We start from the raw sequence: 17,540 nt of genomic DNA on the forward strand, positions 1-17,540 counted from the left end.
GCTGTAAAAAACGGTTTTTATTATTCTTTTTTATCAATAAGATAACCTTGGATTGATGGTTTTTTTGATAAATAAAAGGAAGTCTTAAACTAGAAAAAAAGTGGGTTATCAATAGAAGTACTAATCCCTTAACCAACAAAACTGATAAAACCATTCTGCGCCTCTCTTGAATAATTGGACACTACTTTTATGCGGTTATTCCATGACTAATGGGAGTTAAAATCCAAAAACATTAGCAAAAGTGTTGGCGATTATAGAACACTTTAAATGAATCGAATATAGCAAGTTTTAAAAATATTTATAATTTTAAAACTAATTTTAAAACATAGTATTGCAATATTTTTATACCTAGGATATTTTCCTGCTAGACATTTTATAGGGATAATAAATGAAGCGATTATGCTTTAGAGTGGCAGCCCTCCTTTTAATATCAACAGCTGCGGAACCGGCTTTTTCGGCTAATACTCGAATATACGGTTTAAAAAACGCCCAAAGTTTTCATAGTAAAGCGCATGGGCCTTACTATATTCAGCTAGAGTATTTCTCATCTAAGCGAAATGCTTATCACTATAAAGAGAAAATTCAGGCAAAAACCAATCACAAAATCAGCATAGAAACACGAAAGAATCATTTCGCTGTTGTGCTTGGTCCTCTGCAATCTTCTGCAGAAGTTAGAGAGGTAAGTCATGAAATTAGTGGAAGGGTTACTCCTGTTTATAAACCCAAGCCGAAGATTTCATCACAGCCCATGCTTTCGTCAAAGCCTATGCCGTCGTCAAAGGTGGCGCAGAAAGAGACAATAAAAACCACTCGATTCAGTCCCTCTAAATTCCTTGTGAAGCCAACTATGCATTGCTCAGGCTGTTACCTTGGTATTGGCGTCGGTGAGCAATGGAATGATTTTGATCGGAACATTTTGGTTTCTAATGGTTCTGGTTCTCCTAGACCCAATGATGTGGATCGATTCTCAACCAATCAAAAAGGCCAAACTCAGCTTGCTGTGTCAGGGGGCTATCGTTGGAGCCGAGATGAGCAATGGCTGCCTAACTACAGTCTTGGTTTGCAATATAAGCACATCTTTGCAAAAAACGTTGGGCAAACGATTATGCAGTATTCCCTACCAGAATTTACCAATTACAACTATGACTGGAAGCTTCAATCCAATGTAATATTGGCTAATACGAAATTGAATATCGTCAATTATTCGCGATTCTCACCTTATCTAACAGGGGGTATCGGGGTCGCTTTCAATAACGCGCATGGTTATAAAGAAAGGGCTTTGCCAGATGTAACTCCTCGTGTAAGTCCTGCTTTTAGTAATCATGCATCTAATGAGTTTGCCTTCAATGTAGGAGCTGGTTTGGATTATCAATTATCCGATTCATTCTTATTATCCCTGGCTTATGAATACCAAGATTTAGGAAAGGTATCTTCTGGCAATGGTCGCGCGACTTGGGCTGGGCAGAATTTACATATGAGTTCTTATGCATCAAACGGGGTATTACTAAGCCTTAGTTATCTATTTGGTGAAGAGTATCATGGCTATCAGAAATAGAGCGACGTGCAGGGAGTTGGTGCGTTAAATGAACAAGAATCTATAGCTTTATCTTGAATCAACTTACCTTTTTCTCTATTTGCATTAATGCTGTGCCCTATCAGCAATAGTAGCCTGGATGTAGCGGAGCGAAATCCGGGAATTCGGAGCCACTGCTCCCGGATTTCGCTCCGCTACATCCAGGCTACATTCTATCTACATCTATCCACTAGAAATTCTCGTAATAGCTCACGTGCGATGTAGTCTCTTCGGTGCTTAATTCATGCTTCGAATAATTACGTATTTCTTTCACGCACAATATGAATGGTACTTTCGGTAACATAGCTGCCCATCTTTTCCTTAAGACTATTCCCATATGGAATCAAGCATAACCAAAAGTCATTCAGAATTAATTTTGCCCTCATAGTGGGCTTATAAAATACAGCCGAAGTTTAGAGTGTATTTTGTGCCCATTATTAATCCTCTAAACCTTTATCTTAAAATTATTTATCAAGGGGATTATTATGCATTTAGTTATTAATTTTTGTGGAACTGGCGACAATGGTTCGGGATTTCTTGATGGCTATGATTATGTTCACTCTGAGCAAGTAAAAACCCTATTTGTTGAAGGATGTGATAAAGAAGAGGTTTGCGATGCTGCAATTTTTCCAGACTTAAAGAACTTTGCCCAACGCTTTGCTCAAGGTGTATTCAGCGCTGAGGGGGAAAACCTAAGGTTAACAACTCACGATCTACACAATCTCGCGATGGGAATCAGTCGAGCAAACGTCAACGCAGGTGATGTGGCTAAATCGATAACAGGGATCACTCTCTGTGGTTATAGCCGTGGAGCTGTTACTTGTTTTGAAGTGGCAAAAGTACTAAAAGAGATTGCGCCTTCGATACCTATCGATATCGTTGCAGATCAACCTGTTCCAGGAAATATTTTTCAGGTCCCAGGCGCCAATGCGAATAGTATCGCTGATTGCTCTAAGCTTGATAATTTGGAAAACGTGAGTGTTATTCTTGGGGCTTATACTGGCCAACTTTATATGGATGATTCTAACATTCCTACTCGTATAGCAACACAGCTTGGACGGTTTGTACATCGTGCAGCCTTTTCACAAGTTGTTCCAAAATTATCAAACAAAACTAATCGTGACCTTATTGTTATTCCTCGAGAAAGTCATCATCAATTGCTAGCCAATATGCCTGTTGGTGCAGAGCATCTACACATGCAAATAGCAAAATATTTGTCTCTTAAAGGATTGGTGTCAACAGAGGCGTTGGATCGGAAAACCAGGGAAGCGGGAAGGACTTATACGAGGGATTATGGGAAGTCCGTTTATCCCTACCCACAAGTTAATAAGCTACAAAGCTTTTTTGGTCTCAGCAAAAAAGAGGCTTATCAACATCTTGATAAATTACATCCAAGTGCGCTTCTAAAAAAAGGGATGGAATGGGATTTTAGGGCGGAGAATTTAGCAGAGTGGTGGGAAAGACAGGAACGTAATTCACCAATAATTGCCTCTGGCTTTACTCAGCATTTGGCCGTAATAATTCGTCAGACCGATATATACGATGCGAACTCTCTTATGACATTATATCGTACTGCTAATAATTGGTTAGCTTATAAACCGGATAGTAAGCGTTCCTATCAAGTAGAGGCGCTAAGGGAGCACGTATTCGGCTGTTTGTTAGATCATAAATACTCAGCGAGTGATTTGCATCGAATAACCTTAGACCAATTTCATGAGGATAGCTATTTTCTGAAGCAGTGGAACCGTATTATGAATTCCTCATTCGTTAAAACTGAAGCAACCAAAATATTAGGAGATGCTTTTGTTAAACATGATCAACGGGAGTTAAGTCATAGCGAATTGCTTGGAAAAATTAATGATTGGATTGAAGGGAAAAAAGCAAGTCACAGTAGTCGTTTTCAAGAAATTGTTAAATTAAGAGATCAATTACAAGATATGATTTCCGATGCTTCTCTAGATCTTGACCAGCCACTGTCATTAAATTTAAGTCTCTGGTAAAGGTCTGCCTCACCCCAGTATTGAATTCCCGCGGCTTGACCGCGGGATCTGGTGTTCACCCTGAGCCCATAGATCCCACGGTCAAGCCGCGGGAATTCGGTATGAGGGTGACCTATTACATTCCGCTTTGCTGCATCCAGGCTACGGTATCGCTCGGCCTAAGCAACAGCGTTCGCGCAATAAAGACCGTTCGCAATGACGGGTTACCAAATTACACAGCGATTCATATTTACCATCAGACTGTTAGCCGGTGCTGCGAAAGCGGCTTGAAACTGCGGCATATTCGCAAGAGTCCCGTTAACTCGGTAGATCATTGGTGGATGTGGATCAGTCGTGACTAAATTACGAGCTTGCTGTGGGCGGATATTAGATGCCCAGACATGTGCTGTACCCAAAAAGAATTGTTGTTCAGGTGTGACAGAGTTGATAGTAGGTGCATCTTTATAATATTGGGAATTACGGAAGGCATGGTAGGCCAGAGTTAACCCGCCTAAATCAGCAGTTGCTTCACCAACAACTAACTTGCCCTGCACAGGGAGATCACCATCAACCTTATATTTTGAAAATTGCTCGACGATACAATTGGTCGCAGCTTGAAATTTTTTCAGATCTGCTTCTGTCCACCAGTTTTTTAAATTGCCGTGGCCATCAAATTGGGCGCCCTGATCATCAAAACCATGGGTCATTTCATGCCCCATCACAAAACCTATCGAGCCATAATTGACTGCTGCTGGTGCATTGGGGTCAAAGAAGGGCGGCTGTAGAATACCGGCGGGAATATTGAGGTTATTCATTGAGGGATCATAATAAGCATTGATTGTCTGCGGTGGCATTGCCCATTCACTACGATCAACCGGTTTGCCAATTTTATTGAGATCGCGTTTATTTAAAAACTCATTGGCACGAATGACATTTAAAACATAGGGGCCACGATCAACCTTTAAGGTTGAATAATCCCACCATTTGTTGGGGTAGCCGACTCGCTCTTCCATCAGGGCTAATTTTTTCAGAGCGGCTTGCCGGGTTTCTGGGGTCATCCAGCTCAGTGTTTTTAAATCATTCTGTAAGGCTTTACGAATATTATTCAAAATTTCTAGTGCAGCTTGCTTTGATGATGGGGGAAAATATTTTTCCACATAAAGTTTTCCAATAGCGAAGCCTAGGGCCCCATTCTCAGTATTTATCACTCGCTTCCAACGAGGTAATAATTTCTCTGTACCTGTCAGAGCAGAGGTCATCTTGAAATTTTGATCAACAAAGGGCTGTGATAAATAAGGCGCGTAGGCATCAATCAGGTGCCAGCGCAAATAGGTTTTCCAATCATCAAGGGGAACAGATTGCAGCTGCTCATTTAAGGCTTTAAAGAAACCTGGCATGGCCAGGTTGATGTGTTTAATTTCAGGCTGGCCAAGGCCAGTGAGATATTTGGCCCATGAAAAATTGGGTGTGGTTTGCTGAAGCTGCTGTAAATCCATCATGTGATAAATTGCATGCGGATCGCGTTGTTCAGTTTGTGACATTGACTCTTTAGCCAGGGTGGTTTCAATCTTCATTACGGTCGCGGCTTCCATCGCTGCTTTATCTGGACTATCCCCTAGCAATTCAAACATTTTAGCCATGTGCTCGACATAGGTCGCACGTATTTTTTGAAATTTTTTATCATCTTTCAGATAATAATCACGATCGGGCAAACCAAGACCGCCTTGCATTGCTGCCCCTATCATCTCTTGGCTATTCTTGAAATCCTGCATGGAGCCAAAACCAAAGAGCGCATCAACGCCAATTAGCTGCAAATGGGTGATAACAGTTTGTAGGTCAGCCAGATTTTTAATCGCTTCTATACGCGCTAACTCAGGTCTCAAGGGCTCAATACCTACTTTATTGATAAGCGCCTCATCCATACCTGAGAAATAAAAGTCCCCTACCTTTTGTTCCGTACTACCAGGCGCTGCTTTTTTATCCTCGGATGCGGCGATGAGCATTTGATGGAGCTGGGTCTGAACTTTCTCGTTAAGGATATTAAAACTTCCCCAGGTCGCATATTCCGGCGGGATAGGGTTCTGTTTTTGCCAGCTGCCATTGGCATAGGCGAAGAAATCTTCAGTGGGGGAGGCTTTGTTATCAAGCCAATCAAGATGTAATGCTTCTGCTGGATTGCTAATTGTTGCTGTCGCGAAGGCCGCAGGTATACACAGCATTGCGCTAAAAATTGCAATTGTAAATCGCATGACTTTTCCCTCTATTCAAAAATGATAAGCATGATACCAATAGCTGTGCTTTGCAAGATTAGCTTAATGCGCTTCGTCCCAATCCTTGCCAACACCAAGCGAAATCAGCAAAGGCACGGACAATTCCACAGCATGCTCCATGATTTCACGAATACTTTGTTTGGCCAGCTCTACAGCAGTCTCATGTACCTCAAACACCAGTTCGTCATGTACCTGCATGATCATTTTAACTAGCTGTTTTTCCTGAGTTGTCTGCCATTGGGCGACGGCCAGCATTGCTTTTTTAATAATATCGGCTGCGGTTCCCTGCATGGGGGCGTTAATTGCAGCGCGTTCTGCGGCTTTTTGACGCATCATGTTTTGGGCATTGATTTCAGCAAGATAGAGGCGGCGGCCAAAGATGGTTTCAACATAGCCCTGCTTATGAGCCTGGGTACGGGTGCGTTCCATGTAGTCAAGAACTCCGGGATAGCGCTGGAAATAGCGGTCCATATAATATTGCGCATCCTGTCGTTCGATACCCAACTGTTTGGCTAGGCCAAAGGCTGACATGCCATAGATTAGGCCGAAATTCACCGCTTTGGCGCGGCGACGGTGTTCGCTATCGACTTTATCAATATCGACCTGGAAGATTTCACTGGCGGTTGCACTATGAATATCCCAACCCTTGGCGAAGGCTTTCAGTAAATTTTCATCCTGAGATAGATGCGCCATGATGCGCAGCTCTATTTGTGAATAGTCTGCCGCTAAAATCAGGTGATTGGCAGGTGCGATAAAGGCTTTACGAATCATGCGCCCTTCTTCGCTGCGTACTGGAATATTCTGTAAATTCGGATCGCTCGAAGATAAACGGCCAGTTGCGGCAACCGCCTGATTATAGGAGGTATGCACCCGATGAGTTTTAGCATTGATTCGTTTGGGTAAGGCATCAATATAGGTTGATACCAATTTACTTAGGCTGCGATATTCGAGAATTACAGCTGGCAAACGGTAGTCAAAGGCAAGTTCTTGCAAAACGGATTCTGCGGTTGAGGGCTGACCTGTCGGTGTCTTGGTGAGTACTGGTAATTTTTGCTCTTCGAATAAGATTTCCTGCAGTTGTTTCGGTGAATTGAGATTGAAGGGTTTGCCTGCTAATTGCACCGCTTCTTCCCCTAAAACCTCCATGCGCTCCTTGAGGCGAGTACCTTGTTTTACTAAGGTTTGCTCATCAATGAGTACGCCTTGATATTCCATATCGGCAAGCACAGTGAGCAGTGGTACTTCAATAGTATTCAGCACGCTTCGCAACTTCTCATCAAGCATTGGATAAAGCTTATGATGTAATTTCAGCGTAATATCTGCATCCTCTGCTGCATAGGGCGCTGCTTTGCATAGCGGAATTTCATCAAAGCGCAGTTGCTTGGCACCCTTACCGGCGACATCTTCGTAGCTGATCGTTTTATGACCAAGGTATTTCAACGACAGGGAATCCATATCGTGACGATTTGCATTGGAATTTAAAACATAGGACTCAAGCATGGTATCAAAGGTGATCCCCTGCATAGTGATGCCATGATTCTTAAATACATTGAAATCATATTTCAAATTTTGGCCAATTTTACCTATCTTGGGGTTTTCAAGAATCGGTTTTAGCGCTTTGAAAACTAAGTCAGACGGGAGTTGCTCGCTACCGTCTTTGTGAGTAAGCGGGATATAGACTGGCTTATCCTCTTCAATAGCCAGGGAAATACCAACAATTTCGGCTTCCATGACATCAAGGCTCGTTGTTTCTGTATCGATACAAAAGAGTGAACAAGTTTGCAAGTCTTGCAACCAGCTATCTAATTGCTGCTGGCTGTTAATTATTTCATAGCTGGCTTCTTTAGGAGGAGCTGATTCAGTTACGGTTTCTTTGCCATTGCTCTCCTGGCCTAATAATTCTTTTAGCCAGTTTTTAAATTCCAGTTCGCGCGTCAATTCAATTAAACGCTCTTGATTCGCTGGCCTGGGCCTGAGATCGGCTATTCCAAGGTGCAATTCAACATCGGTTTTGATGGTCACCAGCCTTTTGGATAGGGGGAGTTGCGGCAGGCTGTTACGTAGATATTCGCCAATTTTACCGCCTATTGCGGCGGAATCAGCGATGAGATTATCAAGAGTGCCATATTGTCCTAACCATTTGACCGCTGTTTTAGGGCCGCATTTTGTAACTCCAGGAACATTATCAACGGTATCACCGATCAGCGTCAGATAATCGATAATTTGCTCTGGGCTGACACCAAATTTTTCCTTTACTCCGGCGATATCCAATGTTTGATTGCTCATGGTGTTAATGAGGGAAACATGCTCATTCACCAGCTGCGCCATATCCTTATCGCCTGTAGAGATAATAACCTCTTGTTTCTGCTCTGTAGCCATCCTTGCCAGGGTGCCAATGACATCGTCCGCTTCGACATTTTCGACGATGAGCAGTGGCAAACCCATTGCTTCGAGTACTTCAAGCAGGGGCTTAAATTGAGAGCTTAACTCCTGGGGCATAGGCGGGCGGTTGGCCTTATATTCTGGGTACCATTCATCTCTAAAGGTCTTGCCCTTCGCATCAAAAATTACCGCGATCTGTTCTGGTTGGTAGTCTTTGATCAGGCGTTTAACCATATTGGCTACGCCATAGACAGCCCCTGTTGGCTGTCCTTTGGAGTTTGTTAAGGGAGGGAGTGCGTGAAAAGCACGAAAAAAATAAGAGGAGCCGTCAATCAGAACAAGTGGAGAGGCCATTATTCTTCGGCCTCGTATTGCGCTAGTCGTTCGCTAAGAGCGTCTACTTTCTCGCTTAGGTTCTTTAAATTTTTGCGCATTAAAGGAATACGAGTGACAGATAATTCCTGCTCAATTGCCTTGTCTTTGGGGCGCGCTGGATTGCCGAGATAAACGTTGCCATGCTTGAGGTGCTTTTTCGGTGGTACACCGGCACGGGCTGCTAAGATAACGCCGTCATCAATGCGAACATGATCGCTAACCCCGACATTGGCTGCAAAAATAACATGGTTGCCACTGGTTGTGCTGCCCGCAATCCCGGTGAAGGCACAAAGAATATTGTGTTTGCCTAATTTCACGGAATGAGCAACTTGTACGAGATTATCAATTTTTGTTCCTGCGCCAACAATAGTTGCGCCTAAGGTCGCTCGGTCAACAACGGTATTTGCACCAATTTCGACATCATCTTCAATGATGACGTGACCGATATGCGGAACTTTTAAATGCTGGTTATCAACAAAGGTATAACCAAAACCATCTGAACCAATGACGGTCGATGCATGAATTGCGACTCTGGAACCAATATGGCATTGATCATAAACCGTTACATGAGGATGCAGTGTGGTATCTGCGCCAATCTTAACATTAGCACCAATACTGACATGACTTTTCAGCACAGAATGATCGCCGATAACGGTACCTGATTCGATCACCACATAGGCGCCAATGGAAACATTGTTCCCTAGACTAACATCCTCAGCAATCACTGCTGTAGGATGAATGCCTATAGCTTGTTTTTTGCCTGGATAGAAATGATTTAGCAGTTGAATAAAGGCCTTAAAAGGATGAGCAACTTGAATAACGGGTTTTACTTCGCTAGATGTTGAGTTGCTAACCAGGATAGCTGCTGCCTGTGATTTTTCTGCCAGTTGTAATTTGTCATTTCCGTCAGCAAATACCAGAGCGTCAGCAACAATATTTTCAATCGGTGAAAGCGAAGAAACTGTTACTTTTCCGTCACCTACAACCGTACCCTGCACTAACTTGGCTATCTCATACAACGAAGCATTCATCAATTGACCTTATAAAGATGCAAAATAGAGCGATTATAGCGCGATGTTGCCATAGTTGCGAATGATGTTTCTCTAAAATTTTATAGGCACATGGTTACCTAATTAGCAAGATGTGTATACTAGGGCTTTGTACGAGATAAAAAATAGAAACTCTCTAATTCGTTCTGAATATATAGTCCGTCATCCTGAGCGCAGCGAAGGATCTCCGGGATTAGCACGGTGCCTCATTCAGGAGATCCTTCGCTGCGCTCAGGATGACGGAATGTAGGGGCAAGGGGGCGTTATTTATTATAAAGAGTACTCGTTTCAGGATAGGTAAATATGTATGGACTACAGCCCAGACGATTAACAATAATGATCATCCTAAGCATGGTAATTTATCTTCTGCTTATGCCGTTCACCCAATTTCCTGTGAATGCCTTGTTTAAAATTATCCCTATTCTTTTGTTAATTCTATTAACCTGCCAAACAATAGCAAAAAGCCAAACAAGGACCTTGCTAGTCCTAGCCCTGTTTTTCTCGGTGTTGGGTGATGCTGTGCTAACGACGGGATGGTATTTTGCTTTGCCGATAGGTATTCTATTGTTCATCTGTGTTCATTGTAGCTATATTCGCTTATTTCTATTGCATAGCCAGTATAGGCGCCTACGGGTTATCGTTTTCCTTCCCATTGCGTTTTTTATAGCTCTAAGTTTTTATTATGAAGAACCTTCTTTGCACGAGATGAAGATACTGGTTATGGTCTATGGGGCTATTATCAGTCTAATGATATTTGCTGCCTTACAGGTCAAAGAAAAACAAGGTCTAATAGCTAGCGGTGCGCTCTTATTTTTATTTTCTGACTTTATCTTCTCCTTGAACCAATTTGTTTTTCCTTATAGTAAGGCAATCAATGGCCTGGTCATCTCTCTTTATTATTCAGCCCAGTTTTTGCTAGTTAGGGGTATTCGTTCTTTAGAAGGGATAAATCCTAATTTCAAAACCCTAACGCAGCCCGTCACCCTAACATAGCCCGCCATCTTGAGAGCCCTAAAGACGTACGTCATGTCGAACGTAGAGAGACATCTCCCGAATGTGGCAGAGTGCTAGTCCCGGAGATCCCTCACTATGTTCGGGATGACGGGGTCTTTATCGATATTTGCCCCAAAGGGGCTGGAGTTCTTTGGATAACGAATCAAACCGCAATAGGCGCTTTAATTGCTGGATGCGATTGATAATTAGTAAATTCAAAATCCTCGTATTGATAGCCAAAAAGTGAAGTGGGCTTCTGTTTTATAACTAACTTCGGCAAGGGAAGAGGGCTGCGCTCCAGTTGTGTTCTGGCCTGTTCCAGATGATTTAAATATAAGTGGCAGTCCCCACCTGTCCACACAAAATCACCGACTCCAAGATTGCATTGTTGCGCGACCATATGGGTGAGCAAGGCATAGGAGGCAATATTGAAGGGAACACCTAAAAAGACATCCGCAGAGCGTTGATACAACTGGCATGACAGGCGATTATCCGCGACATAGAATTGGAAGAGTGCGTGACAGGGCATCAAGGCCATCTTATCCAGTTCACCGACATTCCAGGCACTTACCAATAATCGGCGTGAATCAGGATTGGTCTTTATTTGGCTAATAACATCCGATAATTGATCGATTGTTCGTCCATCGGCAGTTGGCCAGGAACGCCATTGACGGCCATAAACTGGACCTAAATTGCCCTCGGCATCAGCCCATTCATCCCAGATAGTTACGCGATTATCATTGAGATATTTAATGTTGGTATCCCCACGTAAAAACCATAGTAACTCATGAATAATACTGCGGGTATGCAGTTTCTTAGTGGTTACTAAGGGGAAACCTTCGCCTAGGTTAAAACGCATTTGGTATGCGAAAACAGACAGCGTGCCTGTTCCAGTTCGGTCTGTTTTTTCCACACCCTGTTCGAGAATATGTTCGAGTAACTGTAAATAGGTTTTCATCGTTTACTCCACTTTAACCACCATAGGCCTATTAATAACATAGGAATGGATAATAATTGCCCCATTGTTAGCCAATTAAAGGCTATAAAACCAAGCTGAACATCAGGCTCACGGAAGCATTCAGCAATCAATCGGCAGATAGAATAACCGATCAAAAACATTGCCGATACATTGCCAACTGGCCGTGGCTTCGAGGCGTACCACCAGAGAAAAATAAATAGAGCAATACCCTCCAAGCCAAACTCATAGAGTTGTGAAGGATGACGAGGTTGGCCATCGGAGTTCGGAAACACCATTCCCCAGGGCGCATCAGTAATTCGTCCCCATAATTCGCCATTAATAAAATTACCAATTCTTCCCGCGCCAAGCCCTAGGGGAACAAGGGGGGCGAGAAAGTCTGTGACTTGCATAAAGGGTTTCTTAAATTTACGAGCATAGAGCCACATCGCAAGAGCAACACCGAGCAGGCCACCATGAAAGGACATCCCTCCTTCCCATAACTTGAAAATGATCCAAGGTTGGGTAAAAAACTGATAGGTATTGTAAAACAGCATATAACCCAAACGGCCGCCTATAATGACACCTAGGGCGCCATAGAAGATCAAATCGCTAATCTGTTCTGAGGTCCAATCCAGCTTGTAATGTTTAGCACGCCAATGCGCTAAAGCCCAGGCACCAGCAAAGCCTAGAAGATACATTAGGCCATACCAATGGACTTTGATTGGGCCGAGTGAAAAGGCTACAGGGTTAATTTGCGGAAATATTAGCATGTAGATACCTTAAAAAATCTTATTTAATCCCACTGCTAAAGAGGCGCATATGGGCTTTTACAGATAATGTCTAAGGCTGGGCTTTTCAGTCCAATGGCACTTAGAACGCTATGTAAAAAATGTTTTTTGTTCTCTCTCCACCGCGCTCACTGCCATTAAGTTAAGAGCATTTGTCATTCCCGCGAAGGCGAGAAACCATCTCTACATTGGCACTGTGTTTAGCTAGAAATAGTTTCCCGCCTTCGCGGGAATGACAAAACCTTCCTTAACTTAACGGCAGTGTCCCCCACGCCCCACGCAGTGGAGAGGGGAGCCTTTATACAAAAATTACAGCCACACATCCATTAAAAATTTAACAGAAATAGCTAGCAACAATAAAATAAAACAGCATTTTAATAAGTTAGTGGGCAAAATATAAGCTAATCTTGCGCCTATAGGGGCAAAAAAGACAGAGGTTAGCGCAATACAGAATACCGCTGGCCAATAAACAAAGCCGCTGCTGTAAGCAGGTAAATCTGGAGTATAAAACCCGACAATAATATAGGATAGTGTGCCTATTATAGCCACGGTCACAGTGACTATTGCTGAAACAGGTATTATCTCTCTTATATCAAGCCCGCAATGGTTGAGATAGGGGACTACCATAGCTCCACCACCTATTCCCAATAAACCAGACAGGCAGCCAATAACATAACTCGTTAAATGATTGAGCCAGGCCTTTGGAAAGCCATGACCTGTTGTTGTGGCTTTTTTGATGATGGATAGCAACATTTTTACTGCAATAGAGAGTAAGAATAGGGCAAATATAATTTTAATCTCGTTGGTGGGTAATTTTTTAACGATAAAGGCGCCCGTGATTGTGCCCAAAATAATGCCAACTGCCAAACGCTTATAGATTTCCCACTGAACCCCTTTTTGCTTTTGGTGAGCACGAACGGAGGCATATGCGGTAAAGATCATGACGGCCAGTGAGGTGCCTATGGCCACAGGCATAATTAAATTTTGCGCAACATCATGATTATATTGAAAAAGGAACATCAGCGTGGGTACAACAACAATACCGCCTCCAACACCTAAGAGCCCTGCCGATAGTCCAGCAAAAACACCCGCTAAGGCATAGGCAAGGCCATTTATAACTACAAAAGGCAACATACTATTTACCTGCTCTTATTAAACCACCCAAGCCTTCAGCTTCCAGCGTACGCTGTAAATGCATCCTAATTTCAGCAGGATGTTCAAGCTCTAACACCTCAGCGAGCACCCTGCGGGCGTGGGCTAGAGAAATGTTTCTGATGACCCATTTTATTCTTGGTAAACTTGCCGAGTTCATACTCAGGGTATCAAAGCCCATCGCAAGCAGGAGAATAACCGCAAGTGGATCGCTTGCCATTTCACCACAGATACTTACTTCGACGCCTGCTGCATGCCCGCCTTCAACTACTTTCATCAGTGTGCGTAACATGGCTGGGTGAAAGGAATCATATAGGCCGGCGACTCGGGCATTATTGCGGTCGACAGCGAGTAAATATTGGGTTAAATCATTAGAGCCAACGGAAAGAAAATCAACGCGCTTTGCTAGCTCACGAGCGAGATAGACTGCGGCGGGCACTTCAACCATGACACCTAGTTTGGGTTTTTCAATTAGACAGCCTTCTTCAAGCAATTCTTCAAAGGCTTGTTCAACTAAGTAGGTGGCTTCTTCAACTTCACTAAGATTGGTCACCATCGGCAGCATAATGCGTAAATTGTCTAGTTCTTCGCTGGCACGCATCATCGCGCGTACTTGCATCAAGAATACATCGGGATGGTCAAGCGTGACGCGAATCCCGCGCCAGCCCAAATAGGGATTATCTTCAATAACGGGAAAATAGGGCAGAATTTTGTCGCCACCGATGTCTAGTGTTCGCATGGTGACTAATCTTGGGGCAAAGGCCTTGAGAATCTGGCGATAAATAATGTGTTGCTCATCTTCTGAAGGGAAGCGATCACGGCTCATGAAGGGGACTTCCGAGCGATAAAGTCCTACGCCCTCTGCTCCAACACTCATTGATAAACCGGCATCAAGAGCAAGTCCCGTATTAACCTGTAAGGAGACGCGATAATTATCCAGTGTTTCTGCGGGTTTATCACGCAGGCTAACCAGGCTTTGATTCAACTCCTGCTCTTCCTGGGCGAGCTTTTTGAATTCGCTAAGCACTATTCTGTTAGGCGAGACATAAACATGGCCATAAAAGCCATCGACGACAATTGCCCGCCGCGATATATGTTCTACCTTCAGCCCGCGAACGCCCATAACTGTTGGGACGCCTAGCGCCCGAGCTAAAATGGCTACATGTGAATTATTAGCGCCCTTCGCAGAGACTACACCCGCTAATTGCCCTTCGGGAACTTCCGCAAGGGCTGAGGCGGTAATTTCTTCGCCAATCAAGATTGTTCGTCGTGGATAAGCAATTTCTTCACGTTGTGAGCGCTGTAGTTCGGCAAGGACTCTTCTGCCCAAATCTCGAAAATCACTGGCTCGCTCTCGCAGATAATCGTCTTCCATGCTTTCAAATTGCTGGATATGCTTCTTGATCACTGTCGATAAGGCTGCCTGAGCGCTGATTTGCTCCTCACGGATCACATGCTCAACTTCCGCTCCTAAACTATCCTTATCAAGGATTCGCACATAAACATCGAACAAAGCATGCTCATCTTCGGCCACCGTTGACTTCATCCGCCTGGATAAGCGCTGCATATCTTCTCGGGCAGCTTGTAAGGCCTCATAAAAGGTAGCTATTTCTTCTTCAACGCCATCTACTGTATGGCGCGGAACAGCATCGATGTCTGCTGGTGGATAAATAATAACGGCAGTACCAATTCCAATACCGGGAACAGAGCCAACGCCGGTCAAGGCTGTAGGTGTTATAGCTTCGCTTTTATTAGTTCCAGCCGGTTTAGGTTGAGTAAGCTGGGCTAACTCGCCAGTTGCTTCGGCATGGGCAATAATTCCACCTAGTTGGGCTGCTAGGGTAATTAGAAAAGCTTCTTCTGCATCATCAAAACAACGCTGTTCTGAGCGTTGTACAGTTAAGACACCAAAAAGTTTGCGGTGCTGGATAACCGGTACCCCAAGAAAGGCGCGTAAATGTTCTTCGCCAAGCAAGGAGTGTTGATAAAAATCCGGATGTGCGGGGGCATTTTCTATATTGATAGGTTCTTCGCGGCGGCCAACCAAACCAATCAGGCCGTTGTCCATACCTACACGTACTCTAGATTCGGATAATTTATTTAAACCATCAGTCGCTATCAAAACGTATTCGGCGTGCTTGTTATCAATGAGAAAAACAGAGACAGCTTCAGCATCAACGGCTTTGCGTACTCGCTGCACTAAAATAGTTAATGCCTCGGTCAAATGGGTTGCTGTGGTTACATCCTGTACTATTCGTTTTAATATTTTTAGCATTTATCGACTTTGATTACCTCGCCTACGTCGTGCACCAAAGGGGGTGCGGCGTTTTTTTAACAAATGTTCCAATTCTTTCATTGCCTGAGCATAAACCTGTCTTTTAAAAAAAATGACCTGCTCTTGTGGTTCGTGGTAATCAATCCAGCGCCAACTATCAAATTCTGGAGAGTCACTTAAATCCAGCCGTAGCTTCTGCTCAGAAGAGACGAGTCTCAGCAAATACCATTTCTGTTTTTGGCCAATGACTAAAGGAGAGCTCCCGTGACGCAGATATTGTTTGGGTAACCGATATTTAAGCCAGCGTTTGGTAGAACCTAGCACCTCGACATCTTCCCTGTCCAACCCTACTTCTTCACGTAATTCTCGAAACATTGCCTCTAGGGATGTTTCCCCTGCAGCCAGTCCACCCTGCGGAAATTGCCAGGCATCGTGGCCGTTTCGTCTCCCCCAAAAAACTCGACCCGAGGAGTTGGCCAAAATTATACCAACATTCAACCGGTATCCGGCGCGATCAATAACCATCTTGTCACTGCTTAGAGTAAACCGTTAATGCATTGATTTTTCCACAAACTACAAGAGCTTGGCAAATAAATCTATACTTCCTCATTAATTATGGTATTTATCCAAGAAAAATAGGGGTTAAAATACCCCATAATCAGCCCAAGGCACTCTAAAAAGATGACAATGAGAAAGCGTATTTTAATTATCAATACTGGTGGAACGATCAGTTCAGTTAAAACAGATCATGGTTATGAACCCGCTTTGGGTTATGTGCAATCGGCTTTGGCACAAATACCCGCCTTGAATCATGCAGAAATGCCCGATTATCAAATCAATGAATATCAGCCCCTATTGGATTCCTCCAATATGACAGTCAACGAATGGAATCGCATTGCTAATGATATTGCTAATGAATATCAAAATTTTGATGGCTTTGTTGTTTTCCATGGTACAGATACGATGGCCTATACGGCATCAGCCCTGTCTTTCATGCTAGAAAATCTGGCAAAACCGGTCATTGTGACGGGCTCGCAAATCCCCTTATCTGAGGTGCGTAATGATGCGGTGGATAATGTAATTACTTCTTTATGGCTCTGTGCACATCAACCGATCAATGAGGTGTGCATCTATTTCAATCAGCAATTATTGCGAGGGAATCGAGCACAAAAAATTTCTGCCCAACGGTTTAATGCCTTTGGCTCACCTAATTTTCCTCGTTTAGCTGAAATCGGGATAAGTATTGAATTGCAGAAAGAACTTTTACTGGCAGCACCGAACCAAGCTTTTCAGCTGCAAACAATAAGCCCGCAGTTTATTGCTAATTTCCGGCTTTTCCCTGGGTTTGCCACTAAGGTTCTAGATTTTATTTTGCAACAGCCCATACGTGGTTTAATTCTTGAAACCTATGGTGCCGGCAATGCGCAAAACAATGATCCGCATTTTTTAAAATTACTGGAAGAAGCCTGTGCAAGAGGCGTTGTTATTGTTAATTGCAGCCAATGCCCGCAAGGGCGGGTCGAAATGGGGCAATATGCCACTGGTCATACGCTAAAACTAGCAGGCCTAATCAGCGGCCACGATATGACTCCTGAGGCCGCACATTGCAAGTTGCTTTATTTGTTCAGTAAGAATCTGGCAAATGATGAAGTGAAAAAGCTGATGGAAACCAATTTATGTGGGGAGCTGAGTGCTTAGACTAGTGTGATCCTCATCCTTCGGGCACCTTCTCCCCGTTCACGGGGA

At 43.6% G+C, this 17,540-nt stretch carries 12 protein-coding genes; 4 read left to right on the top strand and 8 right to left on the bottom strand.

The annotated features are described in order from the left end of the window. Nucleotides 1-388 precede the first annotated feature (388 nt). Nucleotides 389-1,555 (top strand): SPOR domain-containing protein, encoded by a 1,167-nt coding sequence (locus tag BN1094_RS02800; RefSeq protein WP_052403096.1) that lies wholly within the window; start codon nt 389-391, stop codon nt 1,553-1,555. A gap of 503 nt (nt 1,556-2,058) precedes the next feature. After that, nucleotides 2,059-3,573, top strand: coding sequence for a hypothetical protein (locus BN1094_RS02805; protein WP_043872869.1), 1,515 nt, complete (start codon nt 2,059-2,061; stop codon nt 3,571-3,573). Between the two features lie 203 nt (nt 3,574-3,776). Here the strand turns inward: BN1094_RS02805 and BN1094_RS02810 are convergent, their stop codons facing one another. From BN1094_RS02810 to lpxD, 3 genes are all read right to left on the bottom strand, one after another. Then, nucleotides 3,777-5,771: a M13 family metallopeptidase gene (locus tag BN1094_RS02810; RefSeq protein ID WP_245614216.1), complete on the bottom strand. Its 1,995-nt coding sequence runs from the start codon at nt 5,769-5,771 to the stop codon at nt 3,777-3,779. A gap of 93 nt (nt 5,772-5,864) precedes the next feature. Next, entirely contained in the window at nt 5,865-8,558 is a 2,694-nt protein-coding gene (polA, locus tag BN1094_RS02815; protein WP_043872871.1) for a DNA polymerase I, read from the bottom strand. Further along, complete coding sequence (gene lpxD, locus BN1094_RS02820; protein WP_043872872.1) at nt 8,558-9,610, bottom strand: UDP-3-O-(3-hydroxymyristoyl)glucosamine N-acyltransferase; 1,053 nt, start codon at nt 9,608-9,610, stop codon at nt 8,558-8,560. The genes polA and lpxD overlap by 1 nt, the downstream gene beginning before the upstream one ends. 321 nt (nt 9,611-9,931) lie before the next feature. Here lpxD and BN1094_RS02825 point away from each other — a divergent pair, with 321 nt between their 5' ends. Then, complete coding sequence (locus BN1094_RS02825; protein WP_043872873.1) at nt 9,932-10,621, top strand: lysoplasmalogenase; 690 nt, start codon at nt 9,932-9,934, stop codon at nt 10,619-10,621. 163 nt (nt 10,622-10,784) lie between these two features. On the opposite strand, the gene thyA is transcribed toward BN1094_RS02825, so the two are convergent. The 5 genes from thyA to BN1094_RS02850 form a co-directional block, all read right to left on the bottom strand. Further along, nucleotides 10,785-11,579 carry a thymidylate synthase gene (thyA, locus tag BN1094_RS02830; protein WP_043872874.1) on the bottom strand — a complete coding sequence of 265 codons (795 nt, stop codon included), beginning with the start codon at nt 11,577-11,579 and terminating at the stop codon, nt 10,785-10,787. Beyond that, nucleotides 11,576-12,349 carry a prolipoprotein diacylglyceryl transferase gene (lgt, locus tag BN1094_RS02835; protein ID WP_043872875.1) on the bottom strand — a complete coding sequence of 258 codons (774 nt, stop codon included), beginning with the start codon at nt 12,347-12,349 and terminating at the stop codon, nt 11,576-11,578. The genes thyA and lgt overlap by 4 nt, the downstream gene beginning before the upstream one ends. Before the next feature lie 327 nt (nt 12,350-12,676). Further along, nucleotides 12,677-13,501 (bottom strand): sulfite exporter TauE/SafE family protein, encoded by an 825-nt coding sequence (locus tag BN1094_RS02840; RefSeq protein WP_043872876.1) that lies wholly within the window; start codon nt 13,499-13,501, stop codon nt 12,677-12,679. Between the two features lies 1 nt (nt 13,502). Beyond that, nucleotides 13,503-15,794, bottom strand: a complete 2,292-nt coding sequence (gene ptsP, locus BN1094_RS02845) for a phosphoenolpyruvate--protein phosphotransferase (RefSeq protein ID WP_043872877.1) — start codon at nt 15,792-15,794, stop codon at nt 13,503-13,505. Beyond that, nucleotides 15,795-16,319, bottom strand: a complete 525-nt coding sequence (locus BN1094_RS02850) for an RNA pyrophosphohydrolase (RefSeq protein WP_043872878.1) — start codon at nt 16,317-16,319, stop codon at nt 15,795-15,797. A 162-nt stretch (nt 16,320-16,481) separates the two neighbouring features. On the opposite strand from BN1094_RS02850, the gene ansA reads away from it, so the two are divergent. Then, on the top strand, nt 16,482-17,492 hold the full coding sequence (ansA, locus tag BN1094_RS02855; RefSeq protein ID WP_043872879.1) for an asparaginase: 1,011 nt from the start codon (nt 16,482-16,484) through the stop codon (nt 17,490-17,492). The last annotated feature ends 48 nt before the right edge of the window (nt 17,493-17,540 follow it).

The sequence above is a fragment of the Legionella massiliensis genome (assembly GCF_000756815.1).
Classification (GTDB): Bacteria; Pseudomonadota; Gammaproteobacteria; order Legionellales; family Legionellaceae; genus Tatlockia; species Tatlockia massiliensis.